The sequence below is a fragment of the Devosia sp. GW821-FHT12F11 genome (genome assembly GCF_058806655.1).
Genome location: NZ_JBXAPX010000009.1, coordinates 261,140 through 279,937, shown reverse-complemented (window position 1 = coordinate 279,937; position 18,798 = coordinate 261,140). Strand labels below are relative to the sequence as shown.

Sequence of the window (18,798 nt, the reverse complement as noted above, 5' to 3'; positions counted from 1 at the left end):
ATTCTGCCTCTTAGAGTTTTTCGGCCAGTGCGTGGAGCGCCAGCCTATATCCGGTAGCGCCCAGACCGCAAATCACCCCCATCGCCACCGGCGAAACGTAGGAGTGATGGCGGAACGCCTCACGGGTGTAGATGTTGGACAGGTGAACTTCGATCACCGGCAACGCCACGGCGCGAAACGCATCGTGGATGGCGATCGAGGTGTGCGAGTAGGCGCCCGGATTGATGACGATGGCGTCGAATTTGCCCAGCGCCTGCTGGATCCAGGTGACCAGTTCGCCTTCGATATTGGATTGCTTGCAGGTGACCTCGAGGCCAAGCGTCTTGCCTTCGGCAATCGCCATCTTCTCGATGTCGGCAAGCGTCTGCGAGCCGTAGGTCTGGGGCTCGCGGGTCCCGAGCATATTCAGGTTCGGGCCGTTGAGAACAAGGACGCGGTGAGCCATGGTTCGTGCCTTTTGCACTGGCCCCCCAGCGGGCGCAAGCGTGGCGCGGAGTAATGCACGAAAAAGGGCGGATTTGCGGCGGAGAGGGTGGGTGGAAGACCTGCTCCACCCGGTGGCTGTGTACCCCCACCCTTGATCCTCCCCGCAAGGGGGAGGGAGACGACATCTCGATACTGGTGTGAGGGTCGCAGCGCACACCGGCCGAGAGGTTGATCGCCCCACTCAGCCCGGTTGCTCCGTCGTGCACACCGTTGCCCCGCAGGCGCGCATGTTGGCGATACGCTGCTTGAGCGCATCAAGGCCGATGGCGCCGGGGATGATCTCGTCGCCGATGATGAAGGTCGGCGTGCCGGTGATCTTCAACCGGTCGGCGATGCGGTAGCTTTCCTCGATCACCTGGTCGACCCTGGGCGTCTTCATCCCCATCTCCAGGGCGATCGGATTGAGCCCGAGGTCCGACGCCGCCTTCAACGCCGCCGCCTTGTCGACCTGGCCGCGGCTGGTGAACAGCGCCTGGTGGAAGGCCCAGTAGTCGACATCGGCGTCGGCCACCTGTGCGGCGATGCGCGCCGCGTCGACCGAGCCCTGCGACAGGATCGGGAATTCCTTCAGCACCACCTTGAGGTTCTTGTCGCTGTCGAGCAGCGCCGCGAGATCGGGCAGGGCCTGCCGGCAGTAGCCGCAGTTATAGTCGAACATCTCGACCAGCGTGACATCGCCATTGGGGTTGCCGAGCACGATGCCGTTCTCGGATTCGAAGATCGCGGGCTTCAGTTCGACCATCGCCGTGCGGGTCGCCGCAGTGCGCTCCGCCGTCAATTCGGCGTCGAGTGCGGCCGAGACTTTCTGCAGGATACGCGGATTGCCGAGCAGGTATTTTTCGATCATCGGATCGAGCGTCGACTGCTCGAGCGCTGCCACCGGTTGCGGGGAATCCTGCTTGGGTTGCCTCGCGATCAGGTCGGCGACGATGGTCTCCACGGCCGATGCGGTGAGGCCGGGCTCCGGCTTTGCCTGCGCCACCACCTCTTCGGCGATTGCCCGCGCCCCCGCCTCGTCGAGTTTTGGCCCCGACAGCAGCGTCGCGCCGAGCCCGCCCGCCAGCACACCGACGGCAAGCACGAGGATGGTGGTGAGGCGAGACATGCGAACTCCGGAACGACCTGTTTCGGTCCTGTCTAGCAGACCGGGCCGATTATGCCATGCTGCGCTGCCCGGACCGAACGCCGCGGCTTCAATTCTAGTTGAGGCGGCGCGGCAATTCCCGTAGCCAAGGCGCCATGCAGACCGACGAAAAACTCACCGGCCTGAGGCCGTTCTACGTGATGGAAATCACCGCGCGCTCCAAGCTCGTCGAAGCGAGCGGTCGCAGCGTGATGCACATGGAATCGGGCGAGCCCGGTGCGCCGCCGGCGCCGCGGGTGCGCGAGGCGGTTGCCGCCGCGCTGGAGCTGCCGCAGCACTACACCCACTCGGCCGGGCAGATCGAACTGCGCCGCGCGCTGGTCGACTATTACCGCGTGCAGCACGGCGCGACGGTCGATCCCGAGAGCATCGTCGTGACCATGGGCTCGTCTTCGGGCTTCATCCTCGCCTTCCTCGGGGCGTTCGGGCTCGGTGCGAAGATCGCGGTGACCCGTCCCGGTTACCCGGCCTACCTCAACACGCTCGATGGGCTCGGCATGCAGGCGGTCGAGATCCCCGTGACGGCCGCCGCCGGCTGGCGGCTCAGCGCCGCCGATGTCGAGGCAGCCTATGCCCGTGAAAAGTTCGATGGCCTGCTGTTCGCTTCGCCGGCTAACCCGACCGGGGCGGCGGTAACGCGCGAAGCGCTGAAGGAGATTGTCGAGGTCTGTGCGCGGCTCGGCGTGCAGTTCATCTCCGACGAGATCTATCACGGGCTCGACTATCGGGCGCCGTCGGTGTCGGCGCTCGAGTTCACCGACGACGCCATCATCATCAACAGCTTCTCGAAATACTACTGCATGACCGGCTGGCGCATCGGCTGGATGGTGCTGCCCGAGCGGTTCAACCGCCGCACCAACATTCTGCAGCAGAACCTGTTCATCGCCGCGCCGACCCTAAGCCAGATCGCCGGCCGGGTGGCGCTGGGCGAGCGGGAGTATTCCGAGCAGCAGAAGGCGCAATACGCGGTGAACCGGCACGTGCTGGCCGAGGGGTTGGCTGAGTTCGGTCTCGCCTCCGCCAACGAGGGCGACGGCGCGTTCTACGCCTATGTCGACTTTTCCCGCTTCACCAACGACTCGCTGAGCTTCTGCATGCAGATGCTCGACGAGGTCGCGGTGGCGGCAACGCCTGGCATCGATTTCGACCGGCTCAACGGCAACCGCTTCGTACGCTTTTCCTATGCTGGAACGCGCGCGACGATCGACGAGGGGCTGAACCGGATCGGCGATTTCCTCAGAGGGAAGTGATGCCCAGCCACGCGATACCGACGCTCAGGACGGAACGCCTGGTGTTGCGGCCGCCGGTGTTCGAGGATTTCGCCGCCTATCGCGAGTTGATGGCGTCATCGCGCTCGACATTCATGGGCGGACCGTTCGACGAGGCGCGGGCCTGGGGGCTGTTCTGCCACGATATCGCCTGCTGGACGTTGTTCGGGCACGGTGCGCTGATGATCGACCGGGCAGCGACGGGCCAGTGCGTCGGGCAGGTGGGGATCAACCATGGACCGCTGTTCCCCGAGAAGGAACTGGGCTGGCTGCTCTATGACGGTTTTGAAGGGCAGGGCTATGTGACGGAGGCGGCAGCAGCGCTGCGCGACTGGGCCTTTGCGGAACTGGGGCTCCCGACCCTCGTCAGCTATTTCGATCCGGCCAACGCCCGCTCGATCGCCGTGGCCCAGCGCCTCCGGGCGGTGCGGGACGATGCCGCCCCGCGCCAGGATCCCGATGACGTGGTGTACCGGCATTTTCCGCCGAGATCGCGCAGTTAGATCGTTCGCGAGTGCGAGCCACCGCCCGCCCCACCCACTCGGTGTCACCCTGCGAAAGCAGGGACCCAACTCTCGGCTGGTGCGGGCGGTGAGATGGGTCCCTGCTTTCGCAGGGATGACATCCGGTGGGGAGGCGAGCCGTGGGCCATCAACCCATCCGCTAAACCGCCCTAGCGCGGATCATCGCCAAGCACGAACGGCCGCAGCCGGTGGCCATCAGAATCCTCGACCACGAAGGTGAAGCCGAAATCCATCTCGGTCGGCTCCTGCAGCACAGTCAGGCCGAGCTTGGTCCACTCTTCGAACGTGGCGCGGACCGCTTCCTTGCTGTCTTCGCTGAACGAGATCTCGATCCCGCCGGCGGCGTTCGGCTTGGGCTCCATCTCGTTGGCCAGCCACAGGCCGATCTTGAGGCCGGTGGGCAGCACATAGAGCACGAAAGTCGGGGCCTTCTCGACCGGCTCGCGGCCGAGCAGCTTGCTGTAGAGCTCGGCGCTCTTGAGCGGGTCGCGGACAGCGAGGAGCAGGTAGTTGAGGGTGCGCATGGGGCGTCTCCGTTGTTGATGGAGACGGGGATAGCGGGCCGGACTGACAGTTTCCGGCAGTGGTAGACCGCGAAATGGTCAGCGGACCGGAATACCCTCGCGCTCGCGCCACTCCTTCAGCATGGCGGCGCGCCGCCGCGGGTAGCGCTCTGCCAGCACCTCCATGCGGTCGATGCGGTCGAGCCGGAAGTGCCGGTAGTCGGTCCGCAACTCGCACCAGCCGATGACCACGCGGACCCGATCGAAGAAGCCGACGGCGAAGGGCCAGATGGTACGCTCCGTCGCTGTGCCGCTGGCATTGCGATAGGCGATCACCAGCTTCTTCTGCTCGCGGATGGCGAGGCGAATGGCCGAGAGGTCGACTTGCGCCGGGATCACCTCGCCGCCACCGACGAGAAGGTTCGAGCCGTCGACGGTGTCGCGCAACTCACTAGGCAGCACAGCGGTGATCTTGCTCAGGGCGTTGGCTGCCGCATCGCCGAGCCGCGAATCCTCGGCCCGGCGCGCCACCCAGCGTGACCCCAGCACCAGCGCCTCGATCTCGTCGGCCGAGAACATCAGCGGTGGCAGGGTAAAGCCAGGGCGCAGCACGTAGCCGAGGCCCGGTTCGCCCTGGATATCGGCGCCCTGCGCTTGCAGCGTCGCGATGTCCCGATAGAGCGTGCGGATCGAAATGCCGAGCTCATCGGCGAGGGCAGGGCCCGTCACCGGCGCCCGATGGCGGCGCAGCAGCTGGATCAGGTCGAGCAGGCGTTCGGTGCGAGACATCTCGGCAGCCTAACGGATTCCGCTCCTTTGTGAGAGCGCCTCACCATCAAGACGATTGGCTACAGGTGAACGCCTGTGCTGCGCGGCGAGCGGCTGGAGCCTCCGGCAGTGCGGCAGGCGGTCTGAACGGACCCGAGCAATGAAGAAGGGCGGGAGATGATCCCGCCCTTTTCGATTCGACTGTTGTGCTGGCGCTTAGCCGCCGAGACCGAGGCGGCGCTGCCACCAGCCGGCCTTCTTCGGCTTGGCGTCTTCCGCCGGCTGCTCTTCAGCGGCCGGGGCGGTCGAGCTCACGACGATCTCGCCTTCCGGGATGACCTTCTTGGCGCGACGGCGCAGTGCCGCCTCGGGCTCCGGCGCAGGAGCAGCGGCAACCTCGGCGACGGTTTCCGCCGGTGCGGCCTCGGCGGCCACAGACTCGACCGGTGCGGCCTTGGGCTTGCGCGCCCGCGGCTGCTTGGGCTTCGGAGCGTCATCGGCCACAGCTTCCGGCTCGGCAACTGGCGCGGCTTTGGGAGCGGACTTCCTTCCCCGAGCAGGCTTCTTTGCGACTGCCGGAGCAGACTCTTCCGCGACCACTGGTGCAGACTCTTCCGCGACCTCGGGGGCAGCCGTCGCTGCAACCGCCGGAGCAGACTCCTCTGCCACAGGCTCGGCCTTCTTGCGGCGACCACGCTTCGGCTTCTCGGTCGGAGCGTCCTCGGCAACTACGGGGGCTGAGGCGTCGACGGCCGCAGCTTCAGCAACGACTGCCAAGGCCGGCGCATCGGCTGCGGCGACGGCCTCTTCCGAAGCCGGCTCGGCCGTCACGCCATCGCGCTGCTCGCCACCCTCGCCATCGCGACGGTTGCGGCGGCCACCACGGCGACCACGACGGCGGCGGCGGCGCGGCTCGCCGTCTTCACCGACGGCACCCTCACCGGCCTGGCGCGGCGCCTCATCGCCGTCACCGTCCTCGGACTCGTCGTCCGATGCGGCTTCGACGGGCTGGCGCGGCTGCTGCTGTGGCTGGCCGCCCTGCGGGCGATCCTCGCGGTCGCCACCACGACGGCGACGACGACGACGACGGCCGGAGCGTTCGCCACCTTCCTCGGAGCGCGCCTGGCGTTCGCCACCGCCGGTGCTCTCCTCTTCCTCGTCGTCCTCGTCTTCGATCAGAGCATCGGCCGCCTCGGCCTCCGCATCGATGATCGTGGTGGTGTCGACGCGGACATGCGTGCCGGCAGACTCGCTGCGGTCGAGCACGCGCGCCTCGCCACGTTCGATGGCAAAGTGCGACGGCCCGACATGGTCATCGGCGACGATGGTGATCGACAGGCCATACTTGGCCTCGAGATTATTCAGCGTGCCACGCTTGGTGTTGAGGATGTAGAGCGCCACATCGGTCGGCACGCGCACATTGATCGACTGGCCGGGCTTGCGCAGCACGTGGTCTTCCACGTTGCGCATCACCATCAGCGCCAGGCTTTCCACCGAGCGGACGAGGCCGGTGCCCTGGCAGGTGGGGCACTTGTGCGTCGAGCTTTCGACCACGCCGAAGCGGATGCGCTGGCGGCTCATCTCGAGCAGGCCGAAATGGCTGATCCGGCCGACCTGGATACGGGCGCGGTCGTTCTTCAGGCATTCCTTGAGCTTGCGCTCCACCGCCCGGTTCGAGCGGTTCTCCACCATATCGATGAAGTCGATGACGATCAGGCCGGCCAGATCGCGCAACCTCAGCTGGCGGGAGACTTCCTCCGCCGCCTCGAGGTTGGTCTGCAGCGCCGTATCCTCGATATTGTGTTCCTTGGTGGCGCGACCGGAGTTCACGTCGATCGAGACCAGCGCCTCCGTCGGGTTGATGACCAGATAGCCGCCCGACGGCAGGGTCACCTGCGGCGAGAACATCTGGTCGAGCTGGCCCTCGACGTTGAACTTACTGAAAAGCGGCGCGTCATCCTTATAGAGCTGCACGTTCTTGGCGTGGCTCGGCATGATCATGCGCATGAAATCTTTGGCTTCGCGGTAGGCGTCGTCGCCCGCCACGAACAGCTCGTCGATATCCTTGTTGTAGAGGTCGCGGATGGTCCGCTTGATCAGCGAGCCTTCCTCGTAGACGAGGCAGGGAGCCTGCGACTTCAGGGTCAGCGAGCGGACGTTCTCCCACAGCCGCTGCAGATACTCGAAGTCACGCTTCACTTCCGCCTTGGTGCGGCTGGCGCCGGCGGTCCTGAGGATGATCCCCTGGCCCTGCGGCACTTCAAGATCCCCGACGATGTCCTTGAGACGCTTGCGGTCTGCGGCATTGGTGATCTTGCGCGAGATCCCGCCGCCACGCGCGGTATTGGGCATCAGCACCGAGTAGCGGCCGGCGAGCGACAGGTAAGTGGTGAGAGCCGCGCCCTTGTTGCCGCGTTCTTCCTTGACCACCTGCACCAGCATCACCTGCCGGCGCTTGATCACTTCCTGAATCTTGTACTGGTGGCGGCGCTGCGACGGACGGCGGCGCTCCTGCGCGTCATCGAGTGCATCCGAACCGCCGACGCTTTCGACCGGCTCATTGCTGGTCGGCGCCTGCTCGATATGGCTGTGCTCTTCGTCGCCCTCGGCGTCGTCATGCTCGGACGAAACCTCGGCCGGCGCGCTGGCCTGGGCCGCGGCGTGCTCGTGTTCGTGCTCGTCGTCGTCATGTGCCTCGTCGCGCAGCAGCGCTTCGCGGTCGGCGATGGGGATCTGGTAGTAGTCGGGGTGGATTTCCGAGAAGGCGAGGAAGCCATGGCGGTTGCCGCCATACTCGATGAAAGCCGCCTGGAGCGAGGGCTCCACGCGCGTCACCTTGGCCAGGTAGATATTACCCCTGAGCTGCCGCCGCTGAGCGGATTCGAAATCGAACTCTTCGAGCCGGTTCCCGTTAGTGACGACGATCCGTGTTTCTTCCGGGTGGATGGCATCCACCAACATGCGCTTTGTAGCCATAGACTAAGTCTCCGCGCCGTCGCGCGCCGACACCGATCGACCGGCGAACCGGTCCTCCTGGCGTAGCGCAATGCGAGGCGAATGGTTTTAGGAGGATGGCGCGCGAGGCGCCGGCAAAAGCAACGGCGCGCGCGCCGCCGCGAGACTGGAGAGCGAAGGCAGCCGGGACTTCGACGACAAAAGCGCAACCGCTGTTCGGGATCGCGTCACTCTTTGTCTGCCCGATGGCCATCAGACCTCTTCCTTGAGAACAGGCCAGCGATAATCAAACCGCCTGTTCTTCGACCCCGAGGGATCGAGATTCTATCGCGAGGCGCCAAATGTGCCGCACTTCAGACCGGTCTCACCTCTGGTGATTTCCGATCCGCCGCTGCCGACCACGAGGGCCAGGGGCGCCGATTGCGCCGCTCCGGCATATGGTGGCGGCAGCAGGCCGCCTCAAGATGGCTTTAGGGTTGTTGCCGCAAATTGGCAACAGGAAACTCAAAACCCGCGGGTACGGGCGGCTTTCAGATCGATCACATTATTGCATTGTCGACGCGCGGTGCGTAACGCCGCAGAATCGCCCGAGTGATCTGGCGTCTTGCACCACCCTCAGGGAGCGCTGCTGTCTTGTTGAACTCTGCCGGTTCCGCCGGCCATACCGGAGCGCGAGCAGGAAAGGTTGCAGACCTTTTCCGGCTCGAGAGCGCGATAAATCAAAGGCTTAGACCGTACCGCCGGTTCACCGAAGCGGTGACACGGTCTAACAGAATTGCGGGGTTTGCGGCGATCATGCTGGTCCTCGTGGCCAGCCTGTTTGCGACGCACCCGGCCTTCGCCCAGCTCGAATCGATCGAGGATTACCCCGATGTCATCGACGCGCGTGTCACCGCGACGCCGCAGCGGGCGCGCCTGATCATCGATCTCAGTGGCCCGACAGAGTTCGCCATCGTCTCCCTCGACAAGCCCAACCGCATCGCCATCGACGTCAAGGCGTTCGAGCTGAAGATCCTCGCGCCGGCGGATGTGGCGGGGAAGGGCATCGTCAGCGGCTACACCGTCGAGATGGCGGAAAAGGGCAGGGCGCGTACCATGCTGACCCTGGCCGAACCGGCCCAGGTGCAGCAGGCCTATATCCTCGATGCCGTCGCCGACCAGCCGGCGCGCCTCGTCGTCGACATCATTGCGGCGACACCGGAGGAGTTCGCTACCAAGGTCGCCTCCGACCTCGCGGCCTCCATCGCCAACCAAGGCGCGGTGCCGCCGACCGCCTCGACCGATCCCGGCACCCACGCGCCGATCACTGCCACGCGTCCGCTGGTGGTGCTGGACCCGGGCCACGGCGGCGTCGACAACGGCGCCAGCGCGCCCAATGGCACGCACGAGAAAGACATCACCCTGACCTTCGCGCTGCAGTTGCAGAAGGTGCTGATCGATTCCGGCCGCTTCGACGTGGCGCTGACCCGCGAGGACGACACCTACCTGTCGCTCAACGAGCGCGTTGATCTCGCCCGGCAGAACAAGGCCGACCTGTTCATCTCGCTCCATGCCGACAGCTTCCAGCAGCCCGAGATCCGCGGCGCCAGCGTCTATACGCGCGACGAGAACGCCACCGACGTGCTCGACAAGGTGCTGGCCGACGGCGAGAACCGCTACGACATCGTCGCCGGCTTCTCGGTCCCGCAGGCCACACCCGCGGTGATGGACATTCTCGTCGATCTGATGCGCCGCGAGATGCGCAAATCGAGTTTCCTTGCCGCCGAGGCCATCGTCCATCAGCTCGAGCCGAGCGTGGCGCTACGCCGCTTCCCGGTGCGGCAGGCCGATTTCTTCGTGCTGCAGGCGCCGGATGTGCCCTCGGTGCTGGTCGAACTCGGCTTCCTGTCCAACGCCTCCGACATCGCCAACCTGCAGCAGTCCGATTGGCGCGACCGGGTGGTGAATGCCCTGGCTCGCGGCATCGCCGATTATTTCGACAGCACGCAAAAGGCCGCAGTGGCGACGCAGTGACTATTGGGCACGCGCCGCCTCGCAAGTTCTTGAAAGGGCGCCCTTGTCCACATTTCCGCCCTTGTCTGGTATGATTCCGCAATATTCCGCGCCCCATCCGATCGGACCCGTGGCGCCCGCTCCAAGGTTCACGATCTGATGCTCAGACTTCTCGGCTGGCTCTTCGGTTTCGGCGTTTTCTGCGCCCTGGGTGCCGTTGCGGTTGGCGCCGTCTATCTCAACCAGCTGAACGCGACGCTGCCCGACTACACGGTGCTGAAGGATTATCAGCCGCCGGTGACGACGCGCGTTCACGCCGCAGATGGGACGCTTCTGGCCGAATATGCGCGGGAGCGCCGGCTGTTCCAGCCGATCGAAACCATCCCGCCGCTGATCATCAACGCCTTCATCTCGGCCGAAGACAAGGACTTCTATACCCACTCGGGTATTGCCGTGGACGGCGTGGTCCGCGCCCTGCGCGACAACGTCATGGCGCGCATCGACGGCAACGACTCGATCCAGGGCGGCGGCTCGACCATCACCCAGCAGGTGGCCAAGAACTTCCTCCTCACCTCCGAGCAGACCTGGGATCGCAAGATCCAGGAAGCCATCCTGGCGCTGCGCATCGAGTCGACCTTCTCGAAGAACAAGATCCTCGAGCTTTACGTCAACGAGATCTTCCTCGGGCTCAACTCCTACGGCGTGGCCGCCGCAGCGCTCAACTATTTCGACAAGGCGCTGTACGAGCTGACGCTCAGCGAGGCCGCCTATCTCGCGGCGCTCCCCAAGGGCCCGAACAACTACCACCCGTTCCGCCGCCCCAAGCAGGCCATCGAGCGCCGCAACTGGGTGATCGACCGCATGGTCGAGAATGGCTACGTGACGGCCGAGGAGGCTGCCAAGGCCAAAGAGGAGCCGCTGAACGTCAAGCCGCGCACTTCGGGCAGCCAGTTGTTCTCGGCCGAGTATTTTACCGAGGAAGTGCGCCGTCAGCTCGGCAAACTCTATGGTGAGGCTGAGCTCTATGGCGGCGGCCTCAGCGTGCGCACCACGCTCGATCCGCACTTGCAGGAATACGCGCGCCGCGCCCTGATGGATGGGCTGATCCACTACGACCACGGCGAAGGTTTTCGCGGACCCATCGCCAGCGTCGACATCACCTCGGACTGGGGCGTCGCGGTCAACGCCGTCAAGCCGCTCAGCGACGTGCCGGAATGGACGCTCGCCGTGGTGCTGGAGATGGGCGACAACGAAGGCCGCATCGGCATTCGTCCCGCCACCGACATCGAAGGCAAGGTCTCGGCCGAACGCGTCACCGGCACGCTGGCCGGACCCGACATCAAGTGGGTGAGCAAGAAGCTCGGCTCGATCCTCAAGCCCGGCGACGTGATCTATGTCTCCAAGCTCCCCGACCGCGAGGGCGCCTATACGCTCGAGCAGGTGCCCGAGCTCGAAGGCGCGCTGGTCGCCATGGATCCGCGCACCGGTCGCGTGCTCGCCATGGTCGGCGGCTTCTCCTATGCCGAGTCCGAGTTCAACCGCGCCACCCAGGCGATGCGCCAGCCCGGCTCCTCGTTCAAGCCGATTGTCTACTCGGCCGCGCTCGACAACGGCTATACCCCGGCCTCGGTGGTGCTCGACGCCCCGATCGAGATCGTCAACGGCGACGGCTCGGTCTGGCGGCCGGAGAACTACGCGCAGGAATTCTACGGCCCGCAGACGCTGCGCCGCGGCATCGAGCGTTCGCGTAACGTCATGACCGTGCGTCTCGCCAAGGATCTCGGGATGCCGCTGATCTCGGACTACGCCAAGATGTTCGGCATCTATGACGAGCTGAACCCGGTGCTGGCGATGGCGCTCGGCGCCGGCGAAACCACCGACATGCGGATGACCGCAGCCTATGCGACCATCGCAAATGGCGGCCGCCGGATCGTACCGACGCTGATCGACCGGATCCAGGACCGCTACGGCAAGACCATCTACCGCCACGACGAACGCGTCTGCGATGGCTGCACCGCCGATAGCTGGAACCAGCAGGGCGAGCCGCTGATCATCGATAACCGCGAGCAGGTGCTCGACCCGATGACCGCCTACCAGATCACCTCGATGATGGAAGGCGTGGTGCAGCGCGGCACCGGCACCGGCGCCAAGAGCCTCGGCCGTCCGGTCGCCGGCAAGACCGGCACCTCGAACGACTACAAGGACGCCTGGTTCATCGGCTTCACTCCCGAGCTGGCGGTCGGCGTCTATGTCGGCTTCGACACGCCGCGCAACATGGGCCGTCAGTCGACCGGCGGCGAAATGGCCGTGCCGATCTTCACCGAGTTCGTCGCCAAGGCCCTGAAGGGCAAGCCGCCGACCCCGTTCAACATGCCCGGCGGGATGGCGCAGGTATGGATCGATCCCGGTACCGGCGTGAAGGCCAATGGCGGCGACCAGGCGATCTATGAGGCGTTCAAGCCGGGCACCGGCCCGAACCTCGTCACCTCGGTGATCGGCGTCGACTCCAACGCCTTCCAGGCCATCCAGGCGGGCCAGGATCCGGCGGCGACCGATATGACGCTGGGCCGTGGCGGGCTGTTCTAGCCCGATGATCGTCGCCTATCCCGATCCGCGGCTCACCCGCAGGGCCGAGCCGCGGCCGCTGGATGACGGCCTCAGGGCCATCGGCAACCGCCTGCTCGAGGCCACACGCGCCGCCAATGCCTACGGCCTCGCCGCCATCCACATCGGCGCCGTGGCGCCGGTGGTGGTGATCAGCGCCGACGAGGACCCGGCAAAACGTGATTACCTCGTTCTCTACAATCCCGAAATCGTCGCCACCGACGGCCCCAGTATTCCCGGCCCCGAAGGCTCGGTGTCGATGCCCGGCGTCGAGGTCGAGATCATCCGCCCCTACGCCGCGGAAGTCGCCTGGGACGACGAAACCGGCGCTCGCCAGCACCGCCGCTTCGAAGGCCTGCCTGCCCGCATCGCGCAGCACGAGATCGACCAGGTGAACGGTATCTTCTTCCTCGAACGCCTGTCCCGCCTGAAGCGCGACATGGTGCTGAAGAAATGGAAGAAGCGCGGCGGGGATTAGCCTCGCTTGAATCAGTGACGATTTGAGAGTGGTGCCGGCAGCAAGAATCGAACTCGCGACCCACTGATTACAAATCAGTTGCTCTACCAACTGAGCTATGCCGGCCCGACGCGGTCGATACCATTGGCTGCCGCATGGCGCAAGGCGCGCCGCAGCATGCCGCGCTAGCCGCGACGGCTTGTCTTAGATGTGGCATCCTCGTGGTGCAAATATCCGGCTGGTTGGTGATTCACTGGCTTAGAGGTCGCCGTGGGAGGCAAACGAAGCGCATCGGTTCCGGCTCGCATCCTGCCCCGGCACGCCGCCTTCTACTGGGGCGTTGGCGTGGGGGTGGTGGCGTTGGTCGTGTGCCTGCTGCTGTCGCCCAAATATGCGGTCGCCGTCGGCACCAACGCGATGTTCATCACCTACCTGCTGCTGGTCCGCATCGAGTTTCCCTGTCTCACCGCCGAGTTTCTGCAGCAGCGGCCCGATGATGCCGATTCTCCCGTGGCGGCGATCTTTCTCGGCACCATCCTCGCAGCGGTCGTGGCGATGATCTTCCTGTTCCTCGCGCTCAATGGCGGGGAAGGGCGGACCGATCCACTCGAGATCACGGTCAGTGTCGTTTCGGTGCTGCTCGGCTGGTTCACCGTGCACACGATGGCGGCGCTGCACTACGCGCACGAGTATTATCGCGATGACCCGGACGACAAGGGCGGTGTACTTGCCGGCCTGGCGTTTCCGGGAGACGAGCCGCCGGACGGCGCGGCGTTCCTGTACTTTTCGTATGTGCTCGGGATGACGGCGCAGGTAGCGGACGTTGCAGTGACGTCGCGGGCCATGCGCCGGCTGGTAACGCTGCACGGTGTCGTCTCGTTCTTTTTCAACACGGTCATCGTCGCGGCCACGGTCAACGTCGTCGTGACGATCGCCGGTGGATGAGGCTGGCGCCCGCGGGCGGCCCAGGCAAGCAGTTCACGCGCAGCGGGCAGCAGTTCCGGGCGCCAAAACTTCGAAGAGGAAACCGATCATGAAACGAACGCACCTTCTGGCCCTGCCGGTCGCCCTGTCGTTAGGCCTGCTGCTCGCTGCTTGTGACAACAACTCGGCGCCGCCGCCGGCCAAGCCGGCCGCCGAGGCTCCCGCTGCCCCGGCCGCCACGGCGGATGCGGACAAGGCGGCAGCCGAACAGAAGGCTGCCGAGGAAAAGGCTGCAGCTGATAAGGCAGCCGCCGACAAGGCCGCTGCGGACAAGGCCGCTGCGGACAAGGCCGCAGCAGACAAGGCGGCGGCCGAGGCCAAGGCTGCAGAGGAGAAGAAGGCGGCTGACGCTGCCGCAGCAGCCAAAGCCGAGGAAGACAAGAAGGCCGCGGAGGCTGCAGCCGCAGCAAAGGCGGAGGAAGAAAAGAAGGCTGCTGAAGCGGCAGCCGCCGCGAAAGCTGCGGAAGAAAAGAAAGCCGCCGAAGCTGCAGCTGCCAAGGCGGCCGAAGAGAAGAAAGCCGCCGAAGCCGCAGCTGCCGCCAAGGCTGCGGAGGAGAAAAGGGCCGCTGAGGCCGCCGCTGCTGCCAAGGCCGCGGAGGAGAAGAAGGCCGCCGAGGCTGCAGCCGCAGCAAAGGCGGAGGAAGAAAAGCAGGCAGCAGAGGCCGACGCTACCGCCAAGGCCGAAGCGGACAAGCAGGCGACGCTTGCCGCTGCTGCCGCCAAGGGCAAGGCCGATGCCGCCGCCGCGGTTGCCGCTGCCGAAGCTGCTCCGGCTGCCGCGGCACCGGGCTCCGCTGAGGCCAAGGGCGCTGCAGACGCCGCCGCTGCCGTTGCTGCTGCTGAAGCTGCTCCCGCAGCAGCTGCTACCCCGGCGCAGAGCAAGGGTGCGGCTGACGCCGCCGCGGCCGTAGCCGCCGCCGAGGCGCCGGTGATGACCACCCCGGCCATGGGCATCCTGCCGGCCGATGGGCTGAAGCCGGATACCCGGCTGGCCGCCAACGCCGACCGCAGCCAGATCGGCTACCTCGGCGTCTGGGCGCCGACCTACGATGCCTGCGGCACGGTCGATCAGGCCGGCGGCACCGGCTACGTGGTGATCACCAAGATCAGCGTCCGGCAGGGCAGCGAGATCACCCTGGTCGACGCCGTTCCGGCGACCGACGGTAAAGTGAGCCTCAAGGCTGGAGACAAGACGATCGAGATCGCGCAGGCCGGAACCGACGTGCTGAACGTCAACGGAACCGATCTGGTGCGCTGCACCACGCCGTAATGGGTTCTGGGGTCGCGGAGTTTGCTCCGCGGCCCTTACGTCCCCGCGCGGCCGGCGGTCACGGCGAACAGCGCGATCGCCGCCGCGTTCGATACGTTGAGCGACTTGATCGGCCCGGGCATGTCGAGCCGGACCATCTCGTCGCAGAGTTCGCGGGTCCGCTGCCTGAGACCCTTGCCTTCAGCGCCCAGGACGATCGCCATCGGCGTATCGTCGGTACGCGGGCGGATCGGGGCAGGGGCCTCCGAATCGAAGCCGATCACAGTGAGACCGCGCTCCTTGAGCTTCTCGATGGCGTCGCCGAGGTTGCGCACCTCGATCATCGGCACCATGTCGAGTGCGCCGGAGGCGGCCTTGGCCATCACTCCGGTCTCGCGCGGCGAGTGCCGGGCCGTGGTGACCACCGCATCGGCGCCGAACGCACAGGCCGTACGCAGGATCGCCCCGACATTGTGGGGGTCGGTCAACTGGTCGAGGATCACCACCAGCCGGGGATTCGGCACATCGTTGAGCCCGAAGCGGCTGATCGCCTCGACTTCCAGCGCGACGCCCTGGTGAACGGCGTCAGCGCCGAGCAGCCGATCGAGCTCCTTGGGGGTGGTTTCGGTGAATCGCATCTCCACCGGACCGGTCTCCCTGAGGCGCATCAGCGCATTGGGAGTGACCAAGAGGTTGCGCCGTTCGCGCAGCGGATTGTCGAGTGCCGCCCGCACCGTATGCAGCCCATAGAGGTAGACCGGCCCGGTATCCGGGTCGTACTTGGGCTTGGGCGGGAATTTGTTGCGGCTCATGGGGATGCCCTAGCGGTTTTGATGCAGGACAGCAAGGCGAGCCCTGCGATGCGCAAAGGGCGGATTGGGTGTTGACAGGCGTTCACCGCCCCGACATAAACCGCCCCGACGACGCGCCCGGGGACGGGCGCCGTTCGTTTCTCCGGCTCTGAATGGAGGGGTGGGAGAGTGGTTAAATCCGGCAGACTGTAAATCTGCTCGCTTAGCGTACACTGGTTCGAATCCAGTCCCCTCCACCACCCCCTGACATGGCCGGTAGCTTCAGAGCCGAAAGCAATGCTCGGCGTCAGGCGTCGCTGTCCGCGCCACCTTCCTCCACCACTATGGAACTCACCGGCGCCTCCAGCGTCCAGGTGATGCGCGATGCGGTCCGCGTGGTGTTCGCGCGCCCATTGAGGGCGACCGGTGTTACGCGCTCCAGCACCACGGTCCCGAACCCGCGCCCCGTTTGCGGTTCCGGCACCAGCGGCTCGTCGAATGCCTCGTCCCAGTTGACCTTCAGCTCGGGCGTCGGACCTCGGCTCACCGACCACGACACTGTGACCGTGCCGCTCACGCCGGCCAGCACACCGTACTTGGCAGAGTTGGTCCCCAGCTCATGAAACGCCATGCCGAGGTTCTGCACGGCGTTGGGCGAGATCGAGACGAGCGGCCCCGATATCGTCACCAGCTGTTCGTGCCCGAACGGCGCCAGTTGCGCTTTGACCAGTTCGGCCAGCGTGGAACCGGTCCACTCCGAGCGCACCAGCAGGTCGTGTGAGGCCGCGAGGCTGGCGATGCGGGTGCGAATCTTCTGCTGGAACTCGTCGATCGATACCGAACTCAGCCCGGTCTCGCGGATCAGCGACAGGATCACCGCATACTGGTTCTTCACCCGATGGTTGATCTCGCGCAGCAATACCCGGATGCGCCGCTCGCTTTCCTTGGTCTGGGTAATGTCGCGCGCAATCTTGGAAGCGCCCACTACCTCGCCGCGCGGGTTGCGGATCGGCGATACGGTCAGCGAGACGAACACCGTGCTGCCGTCCTTGCGCAGCCGGACCGTCTCGAAGCTTTCGATCCGCTCGTTGGCGCGGATGCGCCGGATGATGTCGGTTTCCTCGCTCTGCAGGTGCGGCGGAATCAGCATGGTGATCGACTGGCCGATCGCCTCCTTGGCCGAATAGCCGAACATCCGCTCGGCGGCCGGGTTCCAGTCTGTGATGATGCTGTTCAGATCCTTGGCGATCACCGCATCGAAGGAAGAATCAATGATCGCGGCCAGCCGCGCCTCAACGATGCGCTCGCCCTCGTCGGTCTGTCGTTCGCCCTGCATACGGTCCCCCAGCAACCCGGCAATGAACGAAGCGGACGCCTGTTGGTTCCGGTTGTCGATGGGATTGTTTGTGTCCTCGGCTATTCCGTCAGCAGCCGGTGCGAGCGGGGCTGCCAGCCGATGAGCCGCGCAGCTTTCGACAGGTCGTGCTCCCCCCCGGTCTCGTCGCCGACGATGAACAACGCCTCGAACCGGCCCGTCGCCGGCGGAGTCACCGCTTCGATGGCGCCGAGATAGGCGTTCGCCATATCTTCCTCGTCGAGCGGGTAGACATAGCTGCCGTCACCGGCGCGCTGCGGGTTGCGGCGTTGGGCCAGGTAGTCGGCACGCTTGCGCGGCCCGCTGATCCTGAGCCCGATGATGTTCATGCCGAACCAGTGCGCGAAATAGGCGCAGATCTCTTCGCCCAAGCCCTTGCTGAGGCCATAGACGGAGGGCGAGTCGAGCGGCACCTGGTCCTCGCCGGGGTAGTTCGGGCGACCTCGATAGTGGACGCTCATCGAACTGGTGTAGACACCGCGCTTCACGCCCGCTTCCTGCGCCAGATAAAGAAACAGGTGCAGTGCCTTGGTATTCAAGTCATAATTGTTGACGATAGTTTCGATGTCCTGGTCGGTGACCATGCCGCCCTGGGCGCTGCGCATCGCCAGCCAGACGAAGCCGTCGACACCCTGGAGCGCCTGGCGGATCGCCTCGGGGTCGAGCACCGAACCCCTCACGTGCTCGACGTCGGGGTCGGCGGGCGGGGCGAGGTCGAGCACTCTGAGCCTGTGCCTTGCCTTCAGATAGGGCGTGATCAGCTGGCCGACATGGCCGGCTCCGCCGACGAGCAGCAGCTTCATCGCGCCGCCTCCGGCTTGTCGCCGACATCGAGGATGCGGATGCCGCGCTCCCCGGCGATCCGGTGGAACAGCGCCCCGACTTCGGGCAGTTCCTCGCTCGAGTTGCCCTCGGCGATCAGCGGGTAGTCCGGGTCGAGCGCCTCTAGTCGGCTGAACAGCGTCGCAAAGTCCATCAGGCCCTTGCCGGGGCAGCCATCCTGCAGGTGGATCGCCAGCCGGTTCTCCACCCAGATGTCCTTGGCGTGGGCGCTGCAGATGTGGCGGCCGAGCAGGTCGAAATGCGCGTTGAGCGCGCCGCCGGTATCGTAGATCGTCTCGAGCGTGATCCAGTTGGCGGAATCGTAGTCGCAGCGCACCCACGGCGAATCCACTGCGTCGAGGATGCGGCCCGCGATCTCGGGAGTGCGGGGCGTCACCAGCGAGTGCGATTCGAGGCTGAGGAACACGCCGGCATCCTCTGCCGCCTTGGCGCACTCCTTGAGCGAACGGACCAACTGGTCCTCGGCCCTGGCCGTCCAGTTGTCGGGATGCGGGAACCAGGGTCCATCGGGGTTCATCGAACCGGGGCCGGTGTCGATGCCGCGGGCGCCCAGCCAGCCTGCGAGTTGCAGCGCCGCCTGCACCACGCGCACCGACTGCGCTCGCGCCGTCTCGTCGGAAGTGACGAGGTTCTGCCAGTAGCCGGTGGTCTGGAACAACGACACGCCCTCGTCGGCGAGCAGCGCTTTCAGCCGCGCCGCGTCCTCGCGTGACGCGGTCAGCGGGTCGTTGTCGCGAAAGCGCGTGAAGATGCCGGAAAAACCTGCATCGCGAACCCGTCGGCACATCTGGGGGGTAAGGTCATTCATGTCCGCGGGCAAAAAACACCCGCTCATACCAAGCCGCATCATCGTCC

Annotated in this window: 16 protein-coding genes and 2 tRNA genes; 8 read left to right on the top strand and 10 right to left on the bottom strand. The window is 65.8% G+C overall.

The features are described 5' to 3' along the window. Nucleotides 1–10: 10 nt before the first annotated feature. Nucleotides 11–445, bottom strand: a complete 435-nt coding sequence (gene aroQ, locus AC1ROK_RS24725) for a type II 3-dehydroquinate dehydratase (RefSeq protein ID WP_492851877.1) — start codon at nt 443–445, stop codon at nt 11–13. A 222-nt stretch (nt 446–667) separates the two neighbouring features. Then, nucleotides 668–1,591 carry a DsbA family protein gene (locus AC1ROK_RS24720; RefSeq protein WP_492851875.1) on the bottom strand — a complete coding sequence of 308 codons (924 nt, stop codon included), beginning with the start codon at nt 1,589–1,591 and terminating at the stop codon, nt 668–670. Nucleotides 1,592–1,725: 134 nt separating this feature from the next. On the opposite strand from AC1ROK_RS24720, the gene AC1ROK_RS24715 reads away from it, so the two are divergent. Both AC1ROK_RS24715 and AC1ROK_RS24710 read left to right on the top strand, forming a co-directional pair. Next, nucleotides 1,726–2,880: a pyridoxal phosphate-dependent aminotransferase gene (locus AC1ROK_RS24715; RefSeq protein ID WP_492851873.1), complete on the top strand. Its 1,155-nt coding sequence runs from the start codon at nt 1,726–1,728 to the stop codon at nt 2,878–2,880. After that, complete coding sequence (locus tag AC1ROK_RS24710) at nt 2,880–3,401, top strand: GNAT family N-acetyltransferase (RefSeq protein ID WP_492851871.1); 522 nt, start codon at nt 2,880–2,882, stop codon at nt 3,399–3,401. Before AC1ROK_RS24715 ends, AC1ROK_RS24710 begins: the two co-directional genes overlap by 1 nt. 170 nt (nt 3,402–3,571) lie before the next feature. Here AC1ROK_RS24710 and AC1ROK_RS24705 read toward each other — a convergent pair whose 3' ends face one another. The 3 genes from AC1ROK_RS24705 to AC1ROK_RS24695 form a co-directional block, all read right to left on the bottom strand. Beyond that, entirely contained in the window at nt 3,572–3,946 is a 375-nt protein-coding gene (locus tag AC1ROK_RS24705; protein WP_492851869.1) for a VOC family protein, read from the bottom strand. Between the two features lie 78 nt (nt 3,947–4,024). Further along, nucleotides 4,025–4,714, bottom strand: a complete 690-nt coding sequence (locus tag AC1ROK_RS24700) for a helix-turn-helix transcriptional regulator (RefSeq protein WP_492851867.1) — start codon at nt 4,712–4,714, stop codon at nt 4,025–4,027. A 195-nt stretch (nt 4,715–4,909) separates the two neighbouring features. Continuing rightward, on the bottom strand, nt 4,910–7,669 hold the full coding sequence (locus AC1ROK_RS24695; RefSeq protein ID WP_492851865.1) for an Rne/Rng family ribonuclease: 2,760 nt from the start codon (nt 7,667–7,669) through the stop codon (nt 4,910–4,912). 774 nt (nt 7,670–8,443) lie between these two features. Here AC1ROK_RS24695 and AC1ROK_RS24690 point away from each other — a divergent pair. The 3 genes from AC1ROK_RS24690 to AC1ROK_RS24680 all read left to right on the top strand — a co-directional run bounded on the left by AC1ROK_RS24690 (nt 8,444) and on the right by AC1ROK_RS24680 (nt 12,722). After that, on the top strand, nt 8,444–9,661 hold the full coding sequence (locus AC1ROK_RS24690; RefSeq protein ID WP_492851863.1) for an N-acetylmuramoyl-L-alanine amidase: 1,218 nt from the start codon (nt 8,444–8,446) through the stop codon (nt 9,659–9,661). A 138-nt stretch (nt 9,662–9,799) separates the two neighbouring features. Next, nucleotides 9,800–12,226, top strand: coding sequence for a penicillin-binding protein 1A (locus tag AC1ROK_RS24685; RefSeq protein WP_492851861.1), 2,427 nt, complete (start codon nt 9,800–9,802; stop codon nt 12,224–12,226). Beyond that, nucleotides 12,210–12,722: a peptide deformylase gene (locus AC1ROK_RS24680; RefSeq protein WP_492851859.1), complete on the top strand. Its 513-nt coding sequence runs from the start codon at nt 12,210–12,212 to the stop codon at nt 12,720–12,722. Before AC1ROK_RS24685 ends, AC1ROK_RS24680 begins: the two co-directional genes overlap by 17 nt. 29 nt (nt 12,723–12,751) lie before the next feature. Here the strand turns inward: AC1ROK_RS24680 and AC1ROK_RS24675 are convergent. Then, nucleotides 12,752–12,827, bottom strand: a tRNA-Thr gene (locus tag AC1ROK_RS24675). Between the two features lie 144 nt (nt 12,828–12,971). Here AC1ROK_RS24675 and AC1ROK_RS24670 point away from each other — a divergent pair. Both AC1ROK_RS24670 and AC1ROK_RS24665 read left to right on the top strand, forming a co-directional pair. Next, nucleotides 12,972–13,646 carry a DUF1345 domain-containing protein gene (locus tag AC1ROK_RS24670; RefSeq protein ID WP_492851857.1) on the top strand — a complete coding sequence of 225 codons (675 nt, stop codon included), beginning with the start codon at nt 12,972–12,974 and terminating at the stop codon, nt 13,644–13,646. Nucleotides 13,647–13,734: 88 nt separating this feature from the next. After that, nucleotides 13,735–14,955: a hypothetical protein gene (locus AC1ROK_RS24665; protein WP_492851855.1), complete on the top strand. Its 1,221-nt coding sequence runs from the start codon at nt 13,735–13,737 to the stop codon at nt 14,953–14,955. A gap of 35 nt (nt 14,956–14,990) precedes the next feature. Here the strand turns inward: AC1ROK_RS24665 and rlmB are convergent, their stop codons facing one another. Continuing rightward, nucleotides 14,991–15,746 (bottom strand): 23S rRNA (guanosine(2251)-2'-O)-methyltransferase RlmB, encoded by a 756-nt coding sequence (gene rlmB, locus AC1ROK_RS24660; RefSeq protein ID WP_492851853.1) that lies wholly within the window; start codon nt 15,744–15,746, stop codon nt 14,991–14,993. Nucleotides 15,747–15,900: 154 nt separating this feature from the next. Here rlmB and AC1ROK_RS24655 point away from each other — a divergent pair. Beyond that, nucleotides 15,901–15,985, top strand: a tRNA-Tyr gene (locus AC1ROK_RS24655). Between the two features lie 47 nt (nt 15,986–16,032). Here AC1ROK_RS24655 and AC1ROK_RS24650 read toward each other — a convergent pair. The 3 genes from AC1ROK_RS24650 to AC1ROK_RS24640 all read right to left on the bottom strand — a co-directional run bounded on the left by AC1ROK_RS24650 (nt 16,033) and on the right by AC1ROK_RS24640 (nt 18,751). Next, the gene (locus AC1ROK_RS24650) at nt 16,033–17,061 is read right to left on the bottom strand and encodes a PAS domain S-box protein (RefSeq protein ID WP_492851851.1); all 1,029 of its coding nucleotides are present in this window, start codon (nt 17,059–17,061) and stop codon (nt 16,033–16,035) included. An 80-nt stretch (nt 17,062–17,141) separates the two neighbouring features. After that, on the bottom strand, nt 17,142–17,903 hold the full coding sequence (locus tag AC1ROK_RS24645; protein WP_492851849.1) for an NAD-dependent epimerase/dehydratase family protein: 762 nt from the start codon (nt 17,901–17,903) through the stop codon (nt 17,142–17,144). Beyond that, nucleotides 17,900–18,751, bottom strand: a complete 852-nt coding sequence (locus AC1ROK_RS24640; RefSeq protein ID WP_492851847.1) for a sugar phosphate isomerase/epimerase family protein — start codon at nt 18,749–18,751, stop codon at nt 17,900–17,902. Before AC1ROK_RS24640 ends, AC1ROK_RS24645 begins: the two co-directional genes overlap by 4 nt. Nucleotides 18,752–18,798 lie beyond the last annotated feature (47 nt).